The following is a 17,482-nucleotide window of genomic DNA, read 5'->3' on the forward strand; positions in this document are numbered from 1 at the left end:
ATCAACAGCTTGCACCAGCAGGCGCATAACCGACGATATCGCATGACCTACCAAGTTACCGTCCAGCCGAGCGGCCACCAGTTCACCTGCGAAGCCGACGAAACCGTCCTCGCCGCGGCCATCCGCGCCGGCATCGGCCTGCCCTATGGCTGCAAGAATGGCGCCTGCGGCTCGTGCAAGGGCAAGGTGCTCGAAGGCGCGGTGGAGCACAAGCCGCACCAGCAGCGCGCCCTGAGCGACATCGAAAAGACCCAGGGCATGTCCCTGTTCTGCTGCGCGGTGCCGCAAGGCGACCTCGTGATCGAGGCGCGCGAAGTGGGCGGCAGCAGCGAGTACCCGGTGCGCAAGATGCCGACCCGGATCGCGGCCATCCGCAAGGCCGCGCCGGACGTCGCCATCGTCAGCCTGCAGCTGCCGGCCAATGAAGCGCTGGCCTACCGCGCCGGCCAGTACATCGAATTCCTGCTCAAGGACGGCAAGCGCCGCGCCTACAGCATCGGCAACGCGCCGTCCTTCGAAGGCCCGCTCGAACTTCACATCCGCCACCTGCCGGGCGGCCTGTTCACCGACCACGTGTTCGGCGCCATGAAAGAGCGCGACATCCTGCGCTTCGAAGGCCCGCTGGGCACCTTCTTCCTGCGCGAGGAATCCGACAAGCCGATCGTGCTGCTGGCCTCGGGCACCGGCTTCGCCCCGGTGAAGGCCCTGGTCGAGCACCTGATGCACCTGAAGTCGACCCGCCCGGTGCGCCTGTACTGGGGCGGCCGCCGTCCGCAAGACCTGTACATGGACGAATTGTGCCGCGCCTGGGAGACCACCCTGCCGGACTTCCGCTACGTGCCGGTGATCTCCGACGCGCTGCCTGAAGACAACTGGGAGGGCCGCACCGGCTACGTGCACGCGGCCGTGATGCAGGACATCCGCGACCTGTCGGGCTGGCAGGTGTATGCCTGCGGCGCGCCCATCATGGTCGATTCGGCGCGGCGCGACTATTCGGCGCAATGCGGCCTGCCGGCGGACGAGTTCTACGCCGACGCCTTCACCTCGGAAGCCGACCTGGCCCAGCCTTGAGCCGGGCGCCGGCCGGCGAGCGGCCGTGGATTGGGGCAGAATAGCGGGCTCGTCCCGCGTTCGCTGCCTCATTACCACCAATTCCATGTCCCTCGCCGTCCTGCGCAACCGCAACCTCTCCTTCTACCTTTCCGCGCGCTTCCTCGGCACCCTCGCCGTCCAGATGCAAAGCGTGGCCATCGGCTGGCAGGTCTACCAGATCACCGGCAGCCTGTTCGACCTCGGCCTCATCGGTCTGGCCCAGTTCGCGCCCTTCCTCGTCCTGATCCTGTGGGCCGGCCACGTGGCCGACCGCCACAACCGCCGCCTCATCGTGCTGCTGTGCATGGCCACCCAGCTGCTGTGCAGCCTGATGCTGGTCGCCTTCACTGCCAGCGGCAGCCAGGTGGTGTGGCCGGTGTTCGCGATCCTGGTGCTGTTCGGCAGCGCACGCGCCTTCATGATGCCGGCCTCGCAGGCGGTGCTGAAGAACCTGGTGCCGGACCGCGACTTCAGCCAGGCCGTGGCGCTCGGCTCCTCGACCTTCCACGTGGCGGTGATCGCCGGCCCCATCATCGGCGGCCTGCTCTACGTGTTCGGCCCGCAGACCGTGCACATGACGTCCAGCTGCCTGCTGGCGCTGGCGGTGCTGCTGATGTCCGCCACCCGCAGCGTGCAGCAGACGGTGAGCAAGGCGCCGGTCAGCTGGCACACCCTGCTGGAAGGCCTGCGCCTCGTCCGCTCGCGCCCGATCGTGCTGGGGGCGATCTCGCTCGACCTGTTCGCGGTGCTGTTCGGCGGCGCCACCGCCCTGCTCCCGGCCTATGCGCACGACGTGCTGCAGGCCGGCCCGACCGGCCTTGGGCTGCTGCGCACCGCGCCCGGCGCCGGCGCGGCGCTGTGCTCGATCGCGCTGGTCTTCGTCCCGATCACGCGCCGCGTGGGCGCCTGGATGTTCGGCGGCGTGGCCATGTTCGGCCTGTGCACCCTGGTGCTGGGCTGGACCGCCAGCTTCCCGGTCGCCCTTTGCGCCCTGTTCCTGCTGGGCGCGGGCGACATGGTCAGCGTCTACATCCGCCACTTGCTGGTGCAGTACGAGACGCCGGACGAGATCCGCGGCCGCGTCAGCGCCGTGAACTCGGTGTTCATCGGCGCCTCGAACGAACTGGGAGAGTTCGAATCCGGCGTGACCGCCGGCTGGCTCGGCCTGGTGCGCGCGATCCTGCTGGGCGGGGCCGCCACCCTGTTCGTCACCGGCCTCTGGGCGGTGCTGTTCCCCGTGCTCTCCAGGATGGACCGCTTCCCTCACCACGACCAGGATCGCAAGAGCGGCGCCTAGGCGCGCTACAATCCCGGTTCCTGATCATGGCTCCCTGACCGATGAACCGTCCCCCGCTGAGCGTATTGCTGGTCGAAGACCACCCGACGATTGCGCGCCAGGTGGCGGGTTTCCTCGACGGGCTGGGGTGGCAGACCGACCATGCGGCCACCGGGCGCCTCGCCATCGAGCTGGCGACCCGGCACGCCTACGACGTGGTGCTGCTCGACCTCAACCTGCCCGACATCGACGGCCTCGAGGTCTGCCGCCAGATCAAGGCGAACGCCCCGAGCAACGTGCCGGTCCTGATGCTGACCGCGCGCGACGCCTTCGAGGACAAGGCGCGCGGATTCCGCGACGGCGCCGACGACTACCTGACCAAGCCCTTCGACCTGCGCGAACTGGCCCTGCGCTGCGAAGCGCTGGCGCGGCGCGGGCAGCTGCGCCTGCGCCAGGAGCTGCAGGTCGGGCCTTTGACCCTGCTGCCGCGCGAGATGCGCGCCGCGTACGAGGGCGCGCCGCTGGCGCTGACCCAGACCGGCTTCAGGATCCTGCTCCAGCTGTGCAGGGAACACCCGCATCCGGTCTCGCGCTCGGTTTTGGTCCGGCACCTGTGGGGCGACGACCCGCCGGACAGCGATGCGCTCAAGTCCCACATCTACACCCTGCGCAAGCAGCTCGAACAGGCGTCCGGGCGCAAGCTGCTGGCAACCATCCTGAACCTGGGCTACCGGCTCGATCTCGACGCGGCGCCGCAGGATGGCTAAGTCGATCCGGCAGGGATTGTTCACGGCGCTGGCCGGCTTCACGGTCCTGATCTGCCTGTGCTACACCGGGCTGGCGGTCGTCATCGCCTACGTCACCGAAGACATGCTGGTCGAGCGCCTGCTGGAGCGGGAAGCGCGCGCCATCGCGCGCCATGTGGAGCAGCACGGCGACATTCCGTCGGCGCGCAACGATCTGATCGCCGTCTACGCCAGCCATGCGGCCCTGCCCGCCGTCGTGCGCCAGGCGGCGGGGCCGGCGGAAGGACGCGCCGAAGTGTTCGCCGGCGGCGGGCGCCACTATCACCTGATGGCCCTCGACCTCGACGCGCGGCGCGTGTACCTGCTGGCCGACGTAGGCCCGCTGCTGGTGGTCTCCAAGGTGATCCAGGACGTCGGCGGCGTGCTGATCTTCGTGGCGCTGGGACTGATCGCGCTGGCGCTGCTGCTGGCCTGGCTGCTGGCCAGGCGCCTGGTCCTGCCTTTGCAGACCCTTGCCGCGGAAGCGCGCGCGCTGGGACCCGGCAGCGAGATCGCCTTCAGCGCACGCGGCCGGCCTGACGAAATCGGCTTCCTGGCCGAACGCCTGGAAACCGGCTTCAGCGAATTGCAGGCCGCGCTGGAGCGCGAGCACGCATTCACGCGCGACGTGGGCCACGAGCTGCGCACGCCGCTCACCATCATGAACAACACGCTCGCGACGCGTCCCATCGGCGATGCGGAAGTGGTGCAGCTGCAGGCTGGGCTGGACGAGATTCGGAGTACGGTCGACGTCCTGTTTGCCCTCGCCCGCGCCGAGCGGCTCGGCAGCGAACGCTTCGACCTGCGCGCCTGCATCGAGCAATGCCTGCTGCGCGTGCTGGAAGAAGGCCGCTGGGACGCCAGCCGCTGGACGCTCGACCTGCCCGAGCGCCTCGAGGTCGCCGGCAACCCGCATCTCGCCGCCCTCCTCGTCCATAACTGCGTGGGCAATGCGCTCTTCCACGGCGGTCCCCAGGCCCGGCTGTCGCTCTGCTGGGCCGATGGCAGGCTGGTGATCGCGAATACCGTGACGCCGGGAGAACCGGGCCGCATCCAGGGCTTTTCGCACGGGCAGAACCTGCTGGCGCGCGTCGCGCGGGCCATGCACTGGGAACTCGGTTTCCACCCGGGCCCATCGAGCTACCGCGTCGAGATCCGCCCCACGAGCTGAAATCCGCGGGATTTCACCGCGATTTCACCCCTGCCCGCATACGCTGGGTGCTCCATTCACCAGGAGCACGTCCATGAAAATCCTCATCGCCCTGATCGCCCTGTCCTGTGCCTGCACCACGGCGCTGGCCCAGGTCGGCAAGCTCGTCCACAAGGAAGAAAAGCGCAAGTACATCGTGTACACGCCCGCGTCCTACCACAGCGAACCGCAGCAATCCTATCCGGTCGTCTTCAACTTCCACGGCGGCGGCATGAGCATGACCGAGCAGATGCTGTACAGCCAGATGAACCGGACGGCGGACCGCCACCGCTTCATCGTGGTCTACCCGCAAGGCATCAAACAGGACTGGAACGTCGGTTTCGACATGCCTTATCTGGAAGGGACCGACGACGTCGGCTTCACCCAGGCGCTGCTGGCGAAGCTCAAGCAGGATTACCGCATCGACGGCAGCCGGGTGTATGCCACCGGCCTGTCGCGCGGGGGCTTCTTTGCGCTGCGCCTCGCGGCCGACCTGCCGGAAGTGTTCGCAGCCGTGGCCTCGGTGGGCGGGCCGACGCCGAAGCCGCTGGTCCAGCATCATACGAAGGCGGGCAAGGTCGGCGTGATGCTGATCCACGGTACCGCGGACCAGGTGGTGGCCTACGGCGGCAAGCCGGCCGGCTACCTGTCCGCCGAGGACAGCCAGCGCTACTGGGCCGAGCGCAACGGCCTGGCCTCGGCGCCGGCGCGCTCACGCACGATCGACGCCGATAAGGGCGACGGCACCGATGTGACCTATCTCGAACAGGCTGACGTTGAGCGCGGCGTGGCGCTGGTGACGGTGAAGGACGGCGGCCATACCTGGCCGGGCGCCGATCCCTTCAATATCGGCCTGCCGATCGGGAAGACTACGCGCGATGTCGACGCCAATGAACTGATGTGGCAGTTCTTCAGCCGGCACCGGCGGTGAGCGCCGCGGTCCGGAACCGGCCCACCTGTTCCTGAAGGTGCTGTGACTGCTCGTGCAGCGACTGCGCGGCGGCGGTGGCCTCTTCCACCAGCGCGGCATTCTGCTGCGTCAGCCCGTCGACGTGGCCCAGCGCCAGGCTGATCTCGCGCACCTGGGTGGCCTGGCTGTCGCTGGCATCGGCCATCTCGCGCATCGCGCCAGCCAGGCGGTTGACGTTGGCGACGATCTGCTCCATGGTCTGTCCCGCTTGGCCGACCAGGGCCGAGCCGTCGCCGATGGCCGCGACCGACTCGCCGATGAGGGCCTTGATTTCCTGGGCCGCGACCGCCGAGCGCTGCGCCAGGTTGCGCACTTCACCGGCGACGACCGCGAAGCCGCGTCCCTGCTCGCCGGCGCGCGCCGCTTCGACGGCGGCGTTCAGGGCCAGGATGTTGGTCTGGAACGCGATGCCGTCGATGACCGCGATGATGTCGACGATGCGCGCCGACGCCGCATCGATGGTGTCCATCTTCTCCACCACCTTGTCCATGATGACGCCGCCCTCGACCGCCACGGAGGAGGCCGCAGCCGCCACCTGCCCCGCCGCCTGCGCCGCGTCGGCATTGTTGCGCACCGTGCTGGTCAGCGACTCCATCGCGGCGACGGTCTGTTCCAGCGACGCGGCTTGCGACGCGGTGCGTTGCGACAGGTGACGGTTCCCGGTCGCGACTTCGTCGGTGACCGTCGAGATTTCGCTGGCGCCGCGACGCACCTCCTGCACGATACGCGCCAGGCCCAGGCGCATGCCATGCAGGGTGCCCATCATCGCGCCCAGCTCGTCCCTCGAGCGCGCTTCCAGTGCGACCGTGAGGTCGCCCCGCTCGACCGCCTGGGCGAACGCGCAGGCGCGGCGGATCGGACGGGTGACGCCGCGCGTGACGGCCGCCGCGAGGCCGGCGCCGAGCGCCGCGGCCAGCGCGGAGATGGCCACCACGATCCAGCGCGAGTGTTCGGTGACGGCGCCGATGTTGTCGCTCGCCGCATTCATGTCGGCTTCGATGGCATCGATCGCGGCGTCGAGATCGGTCACGATCCGGCGCCGCAGCGGGCTGCATTCATTGATCAGGAAAGCGGCGAAGGCCGCCATGTCGCCGCTGTCGCGCAGCTGGCGCGGGCGCAGGAGTTCCTGCGCCATCTGGCGCAGTCCCGCGCTGGCCTTGTCGAACTCGGGCCGGCCGCGCAGGACCGGTTCCAGCGCGTCGAGCTTGCGCACGTAGGCTTCGCGCTGGCGGTCCAGCAGGGCCAGCTCGGCCTGCGCCTGGGCCGGGTCCTGCACGATGTACACGTTGCGCGCCGCGATGCCGGTCTGCGCCAGCGCCTCGCGGATTTCGTACAGCGGCTCGAGTTGCTGCTGGCGGATCGCGGTCGCCGCGCCGATCGCGTCGGCGGTCGTGCCGAGCCGGTTCAGGGAAATGGCCGTGATGGCGAACATGAGGGCAACGACGACTCCGAAGGACAAGGCGAGCCGGGTACCGATTTTCAGATTGGATAACACGATGGACCTGGATGAGAAGAATGGCCGCAGGGCGCTTCATGCGCCGGCCGGGCCGAGTTCGACCCAGCCGCGCTCCAGGTAATCGGCGACAAGCATGTCCTGGATGGCGAGGGAATAGGCGATGGACACCAGCGGCAGCGTGAAACCCAGCATGCTGCTGCAGCACAGGTAGACGGGAATCGCGAGAATGATGCCGGCCATGAAGGCGTGCATCCACTGCCGCTTGTAGGCCAGGTAGGCGACGCCCGCCACCAGCACGCACAGGGAACAGCGGAAACCGACCGTTTCGCGCCGGCCGGTGTGCGGATGCCTGAAGACGTGTGCCATACAAAATGAACAGAACGAGTTGATTCAGGCATGGATTCTACGTACTAAAAATTAGCACAGTCTCACGCATTGTTTCACATGAGCAAAATCCAACACCGCCCTTTGTGCAGACCGGGCGCGGCGAAAACAAGGGGACGTGTAAGATGGACTTAACGTGACAACAGGAGCAAACCCATGCAAATCAATGTCAATACCGATAACACCATCGATAAGCACCAAGGCCTGGACGAGCATGTGGAATCCGTCCTGCGCTCCTCCATCGGCCGCTTCGGCGACCACGTGACCCGTGTCGACGTGCACCTGAGTAACGAGGTCAAGGAAAAGAAGGCCGACGGCGGCCAGAGCTGCATGATGGAAGCGCGCGTGTCCGGCTATGCGCCGGTGGTCGTGCACGAGCACGCGGCCGACCTGCACCAGGCGGTGCAGAACGCGGGCGGCAAGCTGGCGCGCGCCCTCGACAGCGCCATCGGGCGCCTGCAGGACAAGAACAAGCACACTTCGCCGGCCATCGACGATCCGCTGTCCGACAAGCACCTGACGGATTCCTGATCGCCGTCGGATGCGCGTACGCCCTGCGTCAGGGCGTACGCTCTCCGTCCAGCATTCCCCTCAGCTCGCGCAGATAGCGCACGCCCGCCAGCGCGCGGCTGCCGTACCACGACATCATCTCGCCGTCGACCAGCAGGACCGGGATGCCGATCTGCTTTTCCAGCGCGTCGGCATGCTCCTCGGTGAAGCGATAAGGCTCGGTCGACAGCAGCACCGCATCCAGTTGATCCACCAGTGCTTGCGACCACTCGAAGCGCGGATAGCGGGCCTCGCCCAGCTCGGGAATGCGCCAGCCGAGCTCGGCCAGCATGGCGGCGATGTAGGTGTCCTTCGACACGCTCATCCACGGGTCTTGCCAGATGCAGTACAGCACGGTGCGCGGCGGACCGGGCGGCATGCTGCGCACCTGGGCCAGCTCGCGCTCGAAAGCGGCGCACCAGGCCTCGGCCTTGTCTTCCACGCCGAAGATGCCGCCCATCAGGCGCGCCAGGGCCAGGTTGTCCTGTGGCACCAGGGGATGGGTGACCACGACGTGGGGCACGAATTCGGCCAGCTTGTCGGCGGTCGGCTTTTCATTTTCGTCAATGTTGACGATCACGTGGGTCGGCGCCAGCTTGCGGATCTTGTCGATGTTGACGTCCTTGGTGCCGCCGACTTTCGGGATCGCGGCGACCGTTTCGCGCGGATGGATGCAAAAACCGGTTCGGCCGACCAGCTGGGACGCCAGGCCCAGGTCGCACAGCAGTTCGGTGATCGAGGGCACCAAAGACACGATGCGCGCATCTGGCGCCGGAGCGTGCGCCTGGCCGAGCGCATCGAAGAGAGGAAGGCTGGATGTTGTCATAGTCGCTATTGGACCACTGTTGTTTATGAAACGCCAGCCACCGCGTCGGAGTTGCAATGCGTTATTATTCCATGGATGTAATGACGTCTAGACAGCTCGAGGATCACTTGGAACACATCGGCACCTTCGGTGCTTCCCGCTTCACCGCCGGCGACCTGCAATTATTCCGCGGCGAACGCGACCCCGCCGTGGCCGCCGCATTGGCGTCCTGCGCGGTGGTGCGGATGGCGCGCGGCCGGCGTATCGCGGGCGGGGGCCAGGCGCGCCTCTACATCGTGCTGTCCGGGCTGCTGGAACTCGCGTCCGACGTCCACACCGGCGACGACGGCGGCACCAGCCGCATCCTGCCCGGCGAAAGCGCGGGCGAGCAGGCGGTGCTGGACGACGCCGTCAACCTGGCGGCCATCACCGCGCTCGAGGACAGCGAACTGCTGGTAATCGAGCCTGACCTGGTGTGGGAACTGATCGACCGCTCGAATGTCCTGGCGCGCAATCTGCTGCGCCTGCTGTCCTTCCGCGTGCGCGCCGCCAACGCCCTGCTGCGCCGGCGCCAGAAGCTGGGCGAGTTCTACCGCCAGCTCTCGCTCAACGACGCCCTGACGGGCCTGTACAACCGCGCCTGGCTGAACGAGATGCTGCCCAAGCTGGTGGCGCGCGCGGCCCAGGATGGCAGTCCGCTGTCGCTGGTGATGATCGACCTCGACCATTTCAAGCGCTTCAACGACACCCACGGCCACATCGCGGGCGACGCCGCCCTGTCGGCCGCCGCCAGCGTGATCCGCGGCGCCCTGCGTCCGTCCGACTTCGCGGTGCGCTACGGCGGCGAAGAGATGATGGCGGTGCTGCCCGACACCAGCGCCCAGCTCGCCACCATGGTGGCCGAGCGCCTGTGCCAGCGCCTGCGCGAGGCGGTGGTGTTTCCCGACATGCGCCTGCCCCTGCCCCACATGACGGGTTCCTTCGGCGTGGCCAGCCTGGCGCCGGGAGACGACGAGCGCGCCCTGGTGGCCGCCGCCGACGCCGCGCTCTACCGCGCCAAGGAAGCGGGCCGCGACCGGGTCTGCGTGTAGCCGGCTGACAGTAGCGGCTGCCCAGCTGGGCTGACTTGAGCGCCGATCTGTGCCACCATGGCGCCGGACCGCACAACACAACAAGAACACGCATGAGTACGCATACCTTTCTCTGGCACGACTATGAAACCTTTGGCGCCACCCCGCGCCGCGACCGCCCGGCCCAGTTCGCCGCGATCCGCACGGACGCCGAGCTGAACGAAATCGGCGAGCCGATCATGGTGTACTGCCAGCCAGCCAACGATTTCCTGCCCGACCCGCAGTCTTGCCTGATCACCGGCATCACCCCGCAGCACTGCCTGGAACAAGGCGTGCCCGAGCACGAGTTCGCGCGCATCATCGAGGCCGCCTTCAGCGAGCCGGGCACCATTGGCGTGGGCTACAACACGATCCGCTTCGACGACGAGGTGACGCGCTTCCTGTTCTGGCGCAACCTGATCGACCCGTATGCGCGCGAGTGGCAGAACAACTGCGGGCGCTGGGACCTGCTGGACGTGGTGCGCATGGTGTACGCACTGCGCCCCGACGGCATCGAATGGCCGCGGCGCGAGGACGGCAAGCCGAGCTTCCGCCTGGAGCACCTGACGGCGGCGAACGGCCTGTCGCATGATGCGGCGCACGACGCGCTCTCCGACGTGCGCGCGACGATCGCGCTGGCGCGTTTGATCCGCGAGAAGCAGCCGCGCCTGTTCGACTTCTGCCTGGAGCTGCGCCGCAAGGATCGCGTGGCGGCCGAGATGGGCCTGCACCTGGACCCGTCGCAGCGCCAGCCCTTCCTGCACGTCTCGGGCATGTTCCCGGTCGAATACGGCTGCCTGGGACTGGTGTGGCCGCTGGCCCAGCATCCGACCAACAAGAACGAGATCCTGGTATGGGACTGCCGCCACGATCCGTCCGAGCTGTTCGCGATGGACGTGGAGACAATCCGCCTGCGTATGTTTACGCGCAGCGCCGAGCTGCCGGAAGGGATGACGCGCCTGCCGGTCAAGAGCGTGCACCTGAACAAATCGCCGATGCTGGTCGGGAACCTCAAGACCTTGCGGCCGGACCTGGCGACGCGCTGGGACATCGACCTGGAACGCGGCCGCGCGCATGCGGCGCTGGCGGCGGCCGGGCGCGACATGAAGGCGGTGTGGGCGCAGGTGTTCCAGAAGCCTGCGTCTTCCGGGGAAGTGGACGTGGACGAGGACCTGTACGGCGGCTTCGTGAGCAGCGGCGACCGGCGCAAGCTGGAAGCGCTGCGCCATGAAGCGCCCGAGGCGCTGGCGCGCCAGCGTCCCAGCTTCGAGGACGAGCGCCTGAGCGAGCTGCTGTTCCGCTACCGCGCGCGCAACTTCCCGCATACCTTGTCGGAGCAGGAGATGCAGCGCTGGGAAGACCATCGCGCGGCGCGCCTGTTCGACGGGGCGGCGGGGGCGAGGACGGTGGATCAGCTGTTTGGGGAAATCGATGCGCTGTCGGAGACGGCGGATGAGCGGGCGGAGGAGATACTGGGGGCGCTCTATGATTATGTGGAGCAGGTGGCGCCGGCGCGTTATTGAGGGTTCGGCTGTGCGGCGAAACTTGGGTTCCGGCTTTCGCCGGAACGACGGCTTAACCGTTAGCGGCAAGCGCATACACGTCGTCCCGGCGAAGGCCGGGACCCAAGTTTCCTCGCAGCCCCCTTCAGGTACAGCTAAGTGGCTGCTCGACGAACTTGGATCCCCGCCTTCGCGGGGACGACGTATCAGCGGAGCGGGCTACAATTTCGATTGTGGCCCGCTACCTGAAATCGCCATTCCCGCGCAGGCGGTAAACCAAGTTCTGCGATCAGCCACGCGCCGCATTAATCGCGTCGCGCGTCTCCATCGCCACCCGACGCGCCGCCGCCGCAAAGTCCTCCCTTTCCACCGGCTTCGCATACAGAATCGCCCGCGACGAATTAATCATCATCCCGGTCCCATCCGCAGTCCTTCCGGCCTTGACGGTCGCCTCCACATCCCCACCCTGCGCGCCGACGCCGGGAATCAAGAGCGGCATATCCCCCACCAGCTTGCGCACCTGCGCGATCTCTTCCGGGAAGGTCGCCCCAACGACAAGCGCACACTGCCCGTTGCGGTTCCACTTCTCCGCCACCAGGCGCGCCACGTGCTGGTACAGCGGCTGCCCGCCCACATCCAGGAACTGCAGGTCCGAGCCGCCCGCGTTCGAGGTGCGGCACAGCACGATCACGCCGCGGTCCGCCCACTCCATATACGGCTCGACCGAATCGAAGCCCATGTAGGGATTCACGGTCACGGCATCGGCCCCATAACGGTCGAAGGCCTCGCGCGCATACTGGTGCGCGGTGGCGCCGATGTCGCCGCGCTTGGCGTCCAGCACCAGCGGGATGTGCGGATAGGTCTCGCGCAGGTAGCGGCAGATTTCCTCCAGCTGGTCCTCGGCGCCCAGCGCCGCGAAATAGGCGATCTGCGGCTTGAAGGCGCAGGCCAGGTCGGCGGTCGCATCGATGATGGCCTTGCAGAACTGGACGATGGCGTCCGGCTGCCCCTCCAAGTGCGCCGGAAAGCGCGACAGGTCCGGATCCAGCCCGACGCACAGCAGCGAATTGTTGCGGGTCCAGGCCGCGGAAAGCTTATTGATGAATGTCACGTCGGAGCCTCTTGGTGCGAGTTATTGCAAACCCATTATTGTACCCGCCGACCGCCCGCGAGGTCCGCTCAGCCGCCGGATGCGCCAGCAGATGTTGGTTTCATGTATATTTTGACTATTCAACAACTTGTATGGACACAGCCATCATGACGCACTCCCTCCTCTCCCGTTGGACCCGGTTCCTCAGCATGCTGGCCGTCGCCGGCACCCTGCTCACCGGCTGCGGCTATAACGAGTTCCAGACCAAGGACGAAGCCACCAAGGCGGCATGGGGCGAAGTGGTCAACCAGTACCAGCGCCGCGCCGACCTGATCCCGAACCTGGTCAACACCGTCAAGGGCTATGCCTCGCACGAGCGCGAAACCCTGGAAGCCGTGACCCGCGCCCGCGCCGCCGCCACCAGCTTCCAGATCACCCCGGAAGTCCTGAACAATCCGGAAGCCTTCCAGAAGTTCCAGCAAGTGCAGGGCGAACTCTCCGGCGCCCTGTCGCGCCTGATGGCCGTGTCCGAGAAATACCCCGACCTGAAGGCCGACACCAGCTTCCGCGACCTGCAGTCGCAGCTGGAAGGCACCGAGAACCGCATCACCGTGGCGCGCCAGCGCTATATCGCGGCGGTCCAGGATTACAACGTCACCGTGCGCAAGTTCCCGAACAATCTCACCGCCATGGTGTTCGGCTACGAGACCAAGCCTTCGTTCACCGTCGAGAACGAAAAAGCGATCTCGACCGCGCCGACCGTGGACTTCGGCAAATAAGATGCGAAACCTGCTGCGCACCCTGTGGGCGCTGGTGCTTGCTGCGACCCTGGCCGGCCCGGCCTTCGCGCAGCTCAAGGAAGTCCCGCCGCTGAGCGCGCGCGTCGTCGACCAGGCCGGCATGCTGCAGGCGGACCAGCGCCAGCGACTGGAAACCGTGCTGGCCGACTACGAAGCCAAGACCGGGAGCCAGATCGCGGTCCTGCTGGTCAAATCGACCGAGCCCGAGGCCATCGAGCAGTACGGCATCCGCGTGGCCGACGCCTGGAAGCTGGGCCGCAAGGGCGTGGACGACGGCGTGCTGCTGCTGGTCGCCCGCGACAACCCGAGCGCGCTGCGCCGGCTGCGCATCGAGGCAGGCCGCGGCGTGCAGGGGGTACTCACCGACGCCCAGTCGAAGCGCATCCTGCAGGACGTGATCGCCCCGCACTTCCGCCAGAACCATTTTTATGAGGGCTTGGTGGCGGGCGTGGGCGCCATCGCCACCCTGCTCAACCAGGAAGCCTTCCCGGCGCCTCGGCAGCAACAGCAGCTGCCCCAGCGCCAGGCGGCGGACGACGGCGGCGGCTTCTCGCTGTTCGGCATCGTGGCGATCGTGATCGGCTTCACCCTGCTGCGCTCGATGTTCCGGCCGCGCCGCCGCTCGCGCATCGGCCCCGGCTGGGGCCATAGCGGCCTGGGTAACGCCACCACCGGCTTCATCCTCGGCAATATCATCGGCAGCATGAACCGCGGCGGTGGCGGAGGCTTTGGCGGCGGCGGAGGCGGCGGATTCGGAGGCGGCGGATTTTCCGGCGGCGGGGGTAGTTTCGACGGCGGCGGCGCTTCGGGAGATTGGTAATGAGCTTTGGAGAAAAACTGAACCGCGCATGGCGTCACCTCACCAGCAGCAAGGCCGAGGCCAAGCGCGCCTTTCCCGACGCCACCCTGCAGGCGATCGCCGAGGCCATCACGGCCGGCGAGCAAACCCACCGCGGCGAAGTGCGGCTGGTGGTGGAACGCGCCCTGCCCTTCGACTGCGCCTGGGACGGCGTCACCAACCGCCAGCGCGCCATCGCCCTGTTCGCCGACTGCGGCGTGTGGGACACCGAGGACAACTGCGGCGTCCTGATCTACGTGAACCTGGCCGAGCACAAGGTCGACATCGTGGCCGACCGCGGCATCGACCGCAGGATCGACCGCGCCACCTGGCAGGATGTCTGCCGCACGATGACGGACGGCTTCAAGCAGGGCAAGTTCCACGACGCCAGCCTGGCCGCCATCGGCCAGGTCAACGCCCTGCTGCGCCAGCATTTCCCGGCCGAGGGCGCGCGGCCGAACGAATTGCCTGACAAACCGCTGATGTTGTAGTTGTCATGTAGGTAAAATGGCGGCTTTCCGACACTGTGAAAGGCCGCCATGAAACTCCAACAGAAGATCGCCATCGTCACCGGGGCCAGCCAGGGCATCGGCCTGGCCTGCGCCCGGCGCCTGGTGCAGGAAGGCGCCAGCGTGATGCTGGTGGACTTGCGTCCCGAAGGCGCGGACGCCGCCGCGCAACTGGGTGAGCAGGCGCGCTTCTACCGCGCCGACGTCAGCCAGAAAGCCGAGGTCGACGCCATGGTGCAGGCCACCCTGGACGCTTTCGGGCGCATCGACATCCTGGTCAACAATGCCGGCGTCACCCACGCCGCCGACTTCCTCGACCTGCAGGAAGAAGACTTCGACCGCGTGCTGCGCATTAACCTGAAATCGATGTTCCTGTGCAGCCAGGCCGTGGCGCGCGACATGGTCAAGCGCGGCGAAGGCGGCTGCATCATCAATATGTCGAGCGTCAACGCCGAGCTGACGATCCCGAACCAGGTGCCCTACGTGGTGTCGAAAGGCGGCGTCAACCAGCTGACCCGCGTGGCCTCGATCAGCCTGGCCCAGTACGGCATCCGCGTGAACGCCATTGGTCCGGGCACCATCCTCACCGAACTGGCCAAGCAGGCGGTGCTCGGCAGCCCGGAAGCGCGCCGCACCATCCTGTCGCGCACACCCCTTGGCCGCTGCGGCGAACCGGAGGAAATCGCGTCGATCTGCGCCTTCCTGGCCAGCGACGACGCCTCCTACATGACCGGGCAGACCCTGTACGCCGACGGTGGGCGCATGGCGCTCAACTACACGGTGCCCGTGCGCGAGTAGGAAACGTGGAGGTGCTTATAAGATATTTCCGAATCGAATGTCTGGTATCCGTATTCTAAATTGGACTGATATTCGGCAGCGCAGCATAATGCACCTGTCTCCACTATTCTCCTCCAAGAAAATAGTCTTCAAGCCCGCGCAATGCGGGCTTTTTTTTGCCCAAATTTACTCATGTTCCCTGTGGCATGGTTGACGGTTCCGCCAACACCCTGCTCTCGGGTCTCAAGCACTACGCTGACGAGTACCGCACCGCATCGAATTACCGCCGCATGAGCCTCCGGACATTGCGTAGGCGCCTGAAATACAGGTTTCAGCCTGCCAGCAAACTCGACCACGCCGTTCATGCGAAGTTCCCACGCCCCGCGCGCGTTTGATGCCTGTCACAGCTTCGTCATACTCGAACCCTATACTGAACTCACCTGCGACACACGTAACCGATATGCGTGGTTGCAGCAGGTGTGGTGCGCCGGGGGCGCAGCACACCAACCGGATTGTGCGTCTCTTGGCCCGATCTTGGGTTGTGCCCATCGCTTACTGGTGGGCATTTTTTTCTGCTGAGCAGAAACATGCGGAAAAAAAGTTGCGGTAGAGCTTGAAGCCGCCCCTGATTTGGCTATCATGAAGCTCGCACTTCCGATTTTCTCAGCTGTAGAGAGCGGAAGCTGCGGTCGACGAAACGATAAAGGGGAGCTTGTCCTATGAGTTTACGTGTACCTCAACCCGCATCGCATTCGCCCGGAAACGACTCCGCGCCCAGCCGGCGCCATCAGCAGGCCGGCGACCTGGTCCTCAGCGAACTGCACCCGCATGCCGTGGTCGATCAACTCGACGGCGACAATGTGCCACTCAATCTCCTGACTTTTGGCAACGTGCGCGAAGTCTGCCCCAAGTGCCGGCACACCCATCTCAAACTCGTGCTGCGCCAGACCAGCGTACGCATCGCCCATCTGTTCTGCGCCGATTGCGAATCCTGTTTCGACGCCCATTACGCCAACGGCGCCTCCGCTTTGACTATTTGAGCGGAAGGAGCGTGTGGGCAAGGGCCTGCACGGCATGGTATCGTTGGGGTTTTCCCAGCCTTGCCTGCCATGCCCGCCCTGCTCTCGCTCCTGAGTGATCCAAAGTACCGCCGTGTCTTGCGCTGCGTTGCGCTGGCCCTGTTCGCTGGCGTCCTGATCGCCGGCTCGATCCCCGGCGCGCGCAAGGAGGTGGGCTTCTACGCGTCGGGACTCGTGCTGCACGGACTTACCTACGCCTTCCTGGCCAGCCTGTGGTTCTTCGCCAGCACCGGCAACGTCGCCGTACGCGCGCTCAAGGCGGTGCTGGCGGTGGCGCTGATGGGCGCCTGCGACGAGTTCGTGCAGAGCTTCCTGCCCTACCGCTCGGGCGACATCCGCGACTGGCTGGTCGACGTCAGCGCGGCCTCGATCGCCTCCACCGTCCTCGCCCTGTGGTTGGCGAAAGCCATGCCGGCACGCCAGCAGTGATCGAAATGCACGGGGCAAGTTCCGTGCATTTGCTGTCCTCTTGATCTAATCCCTCTCCAACCCGAGTCAGCTGGAACGCCAGCGGTGTTCGTGCCTCTTAACAGCGTGGCACGCCGCATCGTCACGCACACCCACTGAACCGATAACACGAGGAGTCGATCATGAACCGAAAACAACAGAGCGTGGTCCTGGCGGGCTTGCTGGCGGTGGCGCTGGCCATGTCCGGCTGCAAGGGAATGCGCAGCTCGGAGGACGCCGGCGAAACAGGCGGCAGCACCCTGGGCAGCTCGACCAGCAGCGGCGGGCAAGCGGGCGCCAGCAGCGCCATGGGCAGCGGTACCGCCAGCAGCGCCGGCCAGCCCCAGGCAGGCGCGACCAGCATGCCGAACAGCATGCCGAACAGCACTGTCCTGGCCATCGAGCCGGTGCCGAAATCCGCCGCCGCCACGGGCGCGGTGGGCAGCAGCACGGCAGGCACCACCGGCAGCTCGGGGGCGGGCGAGGCTTACCGCATCACCGTGCGCATGGATGACGGCAGCACGCAGGTTCTCACCCAGGACACCATCCCCGACTTCCGCAGCGGAGACCGGGTGCACGTGGAAAGCGGCGTCATCCATCGATGACGCCCAGCGCCTGCCGCCGCGCTCGAGACCAAGCAGCCACGCCTCGTCGATGAGGCGTGAGGCGGCGCCTTGCCGTTTCGCATCGGCCCCGGCTTCAGCATCGCCCAAAGAAAAGGCGCTGTCACCGTTGAGTGTTGAATCTTCCTTAACTGCTGAGGTCTAACGAGGATCCATATCTCGGCGGAGGAAGCGATGAAGGCCTCGACATTCAAGAAGCTGT

The 17,482-nt window shown here is 66.6% G+C and carries 20 protein-coding genes; 15 read left to right on the forward strand and 5 right to left on the reverse strand.

Annotated elements, in window-relative coordinates; genetic code table 11:
* The first annotated feature begins 42 nt into the window (after nt 1-42).
* The 5 genes from KBW95_RS18375 to KBW95_RS18395 all read left to right on the forward strand — a co-directional run bounded on the left by KBW95_RS18375 (nt 43) and on the right by KBW95_RS18395 (nt 5,273).
* Nucleotides 43-1,071 carry a CDP-6-deoxy-delta-3,4-glucoseen reductase gene (locus KBW95_RS18375; RefSeq protein WP_211526504.1) on the forward strand — a complete coding sequence of 343 codons (1,029 nt, stop codon included), beginning with the start codon at nt 43-45 and terminating at the stop codon, nt 1,069-1,071.
* Between the two features lie 85 nt (nt 1,072-1,156).
* Nucleotides 1,157-2,389, forward strand: coding sequence for an MFS transporter (locus tag KBW95_RS18380; protein ID WP_211528986.1), 1,233 nt, complete (start codon nt 1,157-1,159; stop codon nt 2,387-2,389).
* Between the two features lie 41 nt (nt 2,390-2,430).
* Nucleotides 2,431-3,135, forward strand: a complete 705-nt coding sequence (locus tag KBW95_RS18385) for a response regulator transcription factor (RefSeq protein ID WP_211528987.1) — start codon at nt 2,431-2,433, stop codon at nt 3,133-3,135.
* On the forward strand, nt 3,128-4,324 hold the full coding sequence (locus tag KBW95_RS18390) for a HAMP domain-containing sensor histidine kinase (protein ID WP_211528988.1): 1,197 nt from the start codon (nt 3,128-3,130) through the stop codon (nt 4,322-4,324). The genes KBW95_RS18385 and KBW95_RS18390 overlap by 8 nt, the downstream gene beginning before the upstream one ends.
* Nucleotides 4,325-4,397: 73 nt before the next feature.
* Nucleotides 4,398-5,273 carry a PHB depolymerase family esterase gene (locus tag KBW95_RS18395; RefSeq protein WP_211526508.1) on the forward strand — a complete coding sequence of 292 codons (876 nt, stop codon included), beginning with the start codon at nt 4,398-4,400 and terminating at the stop codon, nt 5,271-5,273.
* Here the strand turns inward: KBW95_RS18395 and KBW95_RS18400 are convergent.
* Both KBW95_RS18400 and KBW95_RS18405 read right to left on the reverse strand, forming a co-directional pair.
* A complete protein-coding gene (locus KBW95_RS18400; RefSeq protein ID WP_211528989.1) occupies nt 5,254-6,807 on the reverse strand; it encodes a methyl-accepting chemotaxis protein in 1,554 nt (517 codons plus the stop codon). The two genes, KBW95_RS18395 and KBW95_RS18400, sit on opposite strands and share 20 nt — an antisense overlap.
* 36 nt (nt 6,808-6,843) lie before the next feature.
* On the reverse strand, nt 6,844-7,134 hold the full coding sequence (locus tag KBW95_RS18405; protein WP_211526510.1) for a hypothetical protein: 291 nt from the start codon (nt 7,132-7,134) through the stop codon (nt 6,844-6,846).
* Between the two features lie 174 nt (nt 7,135-7,308).
* Here KBW95_RS18405 and KBW95_RS18410 point away from each other — a divergent pair, with 174 nt between their 5' ends.
* Complete coding sequence (locus tag KBW95_RS18410; RefSeq protein WP_211526511.1) at nt 7,309-7,683, forward strand: HPF/RaiA family ribosome-associated protein; 375 nt, start codon at nt 7,309-7,311, stop codon at nt 7,681-7,683.
* A gap of 28 nt (nt 7,684-7,711) precedes the next feature.
* On the opposite strand, the gene KBW95_RS18415 is transcribed toward KBW95_RS18410, so the two are convergent.
* A complete protein-coding gene (locus KBW95_RS18415; protein ID WP_211528990.1) occupies nt 7,712-8,527 on the reverse strand; it encodes a helical backbone metal receptor in 816 nt (271 codons plus the stop codon).
* Nucleotides 8,528-8,634: 107 nt separating this feature from the next.
* Between KBW95_RS18415 and KBW95_RS18420 the strand changes: the two genes are divergently transcribed.
* Nucleotides 8,635-9,597, forward strand: a complete 963-nt coding sequence (locus KBW95_RS18420) for a GGDEF domain-containing protein (RefSeq protein ID WP_211528999.1) — start codon at nt 8,635-8,637, stop codon at nt 9,595-9,597.
* A gap of 92 nt (nt 9,598-9,689) precedes the next feature.
* Nucleotides 9,690-11,138, forward strand: a complete 1,449-nt coding sequence (sbcB, locus tag KBW95_RS18425; protein ID WP_211528991.1) for an exodeoxyribonuclease I — start codon at nt 9,690-9,692, stop codon at nt 11,136-11,138.
* Nucleotides 11,139-11,406: 268 nt separating this feature from the next.
* Here the strand turns inward: sbcB and pyrF are convergent, their stop codons facing one another.
* Nucleotides 11,407-12,228 carry an orotidine-5'-phosphate decarboxylase gene (gene pyrF / locus KBW95_RS18430; protein ID WP_211528992.1) on the reverse strand — a complete coding sequence of 274 codons (822 nt, stop codon included), beginning with the start codon at nt 12,226-12,228 and terminating at the stop codon, nt 11,407-11,409.
* Between the two features lie 146 nt (nt 12,229-12,374).
* On the opposite strand from pyrF, the gene KBW95_RS18435 reads away from it, so the two are divergent.
* From KBW95_RS18435 to KBW95_RS18450, 4 genes are read left to right on the forward strand one after another with little or no spacing between them, the layout of a single operon-like run.
* Entirely contained in the window at nt 12,375-12,986 is a 612-nt protein-coding gene (locus KBW95_RS18435; RefSeq protein WP_211526515.1) for a LemA family protein, read from the forward strand.
* 1 nt (nt 12,987) lies between these two features.
* Nucleotides 12,988-13,827: a YgcG family protein gene (locus KBW95_RS18440; RefSeq protein ID WP_211528993.1), complete on the forward strand. Its 840-nt coding sequence runs from the start codon at nt 12,988-12,990 to the stop codon at nt 13,825-13,827.
* Nucleotides 13,827-14,336 carry a TPM domain-containing protein gene (locus KBW95_RS18445; RefSeq protein WP_211528994.1) on the forward strand — a complete coding sequence of 170 codons (510 nt, stop codon included), beginning with the start codon at nt 13,827-13,829 and terminating at the stop codon, nt 14,334-14,336. The genes KBW95_RS18440 and KBW95_RS18445 overlap by 1 nt, the downstream gene beginning before the upstream one ends.
* A 48-nt stretch (nt 14,337-14,384) precedes the next feature.
* Nucleotides 14,385-15,152, forward strand: a complete 768-nt coding sequence (locus KBW95_RS18450) for an SDR family NAD(P)-dependent oxidoreductase (RefSeq protein ID WP_211526518.1) — start codon at nt 14,385-14,387, stop codon at nt 15,150-15,152.
* Nucleotides 15,153-15,280: 128 nt separating this feature from the next.
* Here KBW95_RS18450 and KBW95_RS18455 read toward each other — a convergent pair whose 3' ends face one another.
* Nucleotides 15,281-15,496, reverse strand: a complete 216-nt coding sequence (locus KBW95_RS18455) for a hypothetical protein (RefSeq protein WP_211528995.1) — start codon at nt 15,494-15,496, stop codon at nt 15,281-15,283.
* A 354-nt stretch (nt 15,497-15,850) separates the two neighbouring features.
* Here KBW95_RS18455 and KBW95_RS18460 point away from each other — a divergent pair, with 354 nt between their 5' ends.
* From KBW95_RS18460 to KBW95_RS18470, 3 genes are all read left to right on the forward strand, one after another.
* Entirely contained in the window at nt 15,851-16,171 is a 321-nt protein-coding gene (locus KBW95_RS18460) for a hypothetical protein (RefSeq protein WP_211526519.1), read from the forward strand.
* Between the two features lie 69 nt (nt 16,172-16,240).
* Nucleotides 16,241-16,639 carry a VanZ family protein gene (locus KBW95_RS18465; protein ID WP_211526520.1) on the forward strand — a complete coding sequence of 133 codons (399 nt, stop codon included), beginning with the start codon at nt 16,241-16,243 and terminating at the stop codon, nt 16,637-16,639.
* Between the two features lie 161 nt (nt 16,640-16,800).
* Nucleotides 16,801-17,262 (forward strand): hypothetical protein, encoded by a 462-nt coding sequence (locus KBW95_RS18470; RefSeq protein ID WP_211526521.1) that lies wholly within the window; start codon nt 16,801-16,803, stop codon nt 17,260-17,262.
* The last annotated feature ends 220 nt before the right edge of the window (nt 17,263-17,482 follow it).

Source organism: Massilia sp. ZL223, assembly GCF_018119395.1.
Lineage (GTDB): Bacteria > Pseudomonadota > Gammaproteobacteria > Burkholderiales > Burkholderiaceae_D > Telluria.

Bases quoted from the DNA above. Each gene is read 5' to 3' on its own strand.
- KBW95_RS18375 (WP_211526504.1), top strand. From the start codon at position 43: ATGACCTACCAAGTTACCGTCCAGCCGAGCGGCCACCAGTTCACCTGC.
- KBW95_RS18380 (WP_211528986.1), top strand. From the start codon at position 1,157: ATGTCCCTCGCCGTCCTGCGCAACCGCAACCTCTCCTTCTACCTTTCC.
- KBW95_RS18385 (WP_211528987.1), top strand. From the start codon at position 2,431: ATGAACCGTCCCCCGCTGAGCGTATTGCTGGTCGAAGACCACCCGACG.
- KBW95_RS18390 (WP_211528988.1), top strand. From the start codon at position 3,128: ATGGCTAAGTCGATCCGGCAGGGATTGTTCACGGCGCTGGCCGGCTTC.
- KBW95_RS18395 (WP_211526508.1), top strand. From the start codon at position 4,398: ATGAAAATCCTCATCGCCCTGATCGCCCTGTCCTGTGCCTGCACCACG.
- KBW95_RS18405 (WP_211526510.1), bottom strand. From the start codon at position 7,134: ATGGCACACGTCTTCAGGCATCCGCACACCGGCCGGCGCGAAACGGTC.
- KBW95_RS18410 (WP_211526511.1), top strand. From the start codon at position 7,309: ATGCAAATCAATGTCAATACCGATAACACCATCGATAAGCACCAAGGC.
- KBW95_RS18415 (WP_211528990.1), bottom strand. From the start codon at position 8,527: ATGACAACATCCAGCCTTCCTCTCTTCGATGCGCTCGGCCAGGCGCAC.
- sbcB (WP_211528991.1), top strand. From the start codon at position 9,690: ATGAGTACGCATACCTTTCTCTGGCACGACTATGAAACCTTTGGCGCC.
- KBW95_RS18435 (WP_211526515.1), top strand. From the start codon at position 12,375: ATGACGCACTCCCTCCTCTCCCGTTGGACCCGGTTCCTCAGCATGCTG.
- KBW95_RS18440 (WP_211528993.1), top strand. From the start codon at position 12,988: ATGCGAAACCTGCTGCGCACCCTGTGGGCGCTGGTGCTTGCTGCGACC.
- KBW95_RS18445 (WP_211528994.1), top strand. From the start codon at position 13,827: ATGAGCTTTGGAGAAAAACTGAACCGCGCATGGCGTCACCTCACCAGC.
- KBW95_RS18450 (WP_211526518.1), top strand. From the start codon at position 14,385: ATGAAACTCCAACAGAAGATCGCCATCGTCACCGGGGCCAGCCAGGGC.
- KBW95_RS18455 (WP_211528995.1), bottom strand. From the start codon at position 15,496: ATGAACGGCGTGGTCGAGTTTGCTGGCAGGCTGAAACCTGTATTTCAG.
- KBW95_RS18460 (WP_211526519.1), top strand. From the start codon at position 15,851: ATGAGTTTACGTGTACCTCAACCCGCATCGCATTCGCCCGGAAACGAC.
- KBW95_RS18465 (WP_211526520.1), top strand. From the start codon at position 16,241: ATGCCCGCCCTGCTCTCGCTCCTGAGTGATCCAAAGTACCGCCGTGTC.
- KBW95_RS18470 (WP_211526521.1), top strand. From the start codon at position 16,801: ATGAACCGAAAACAACAGAGCGTGGTCCTGGCGGGCTTGCTGGCGGTG.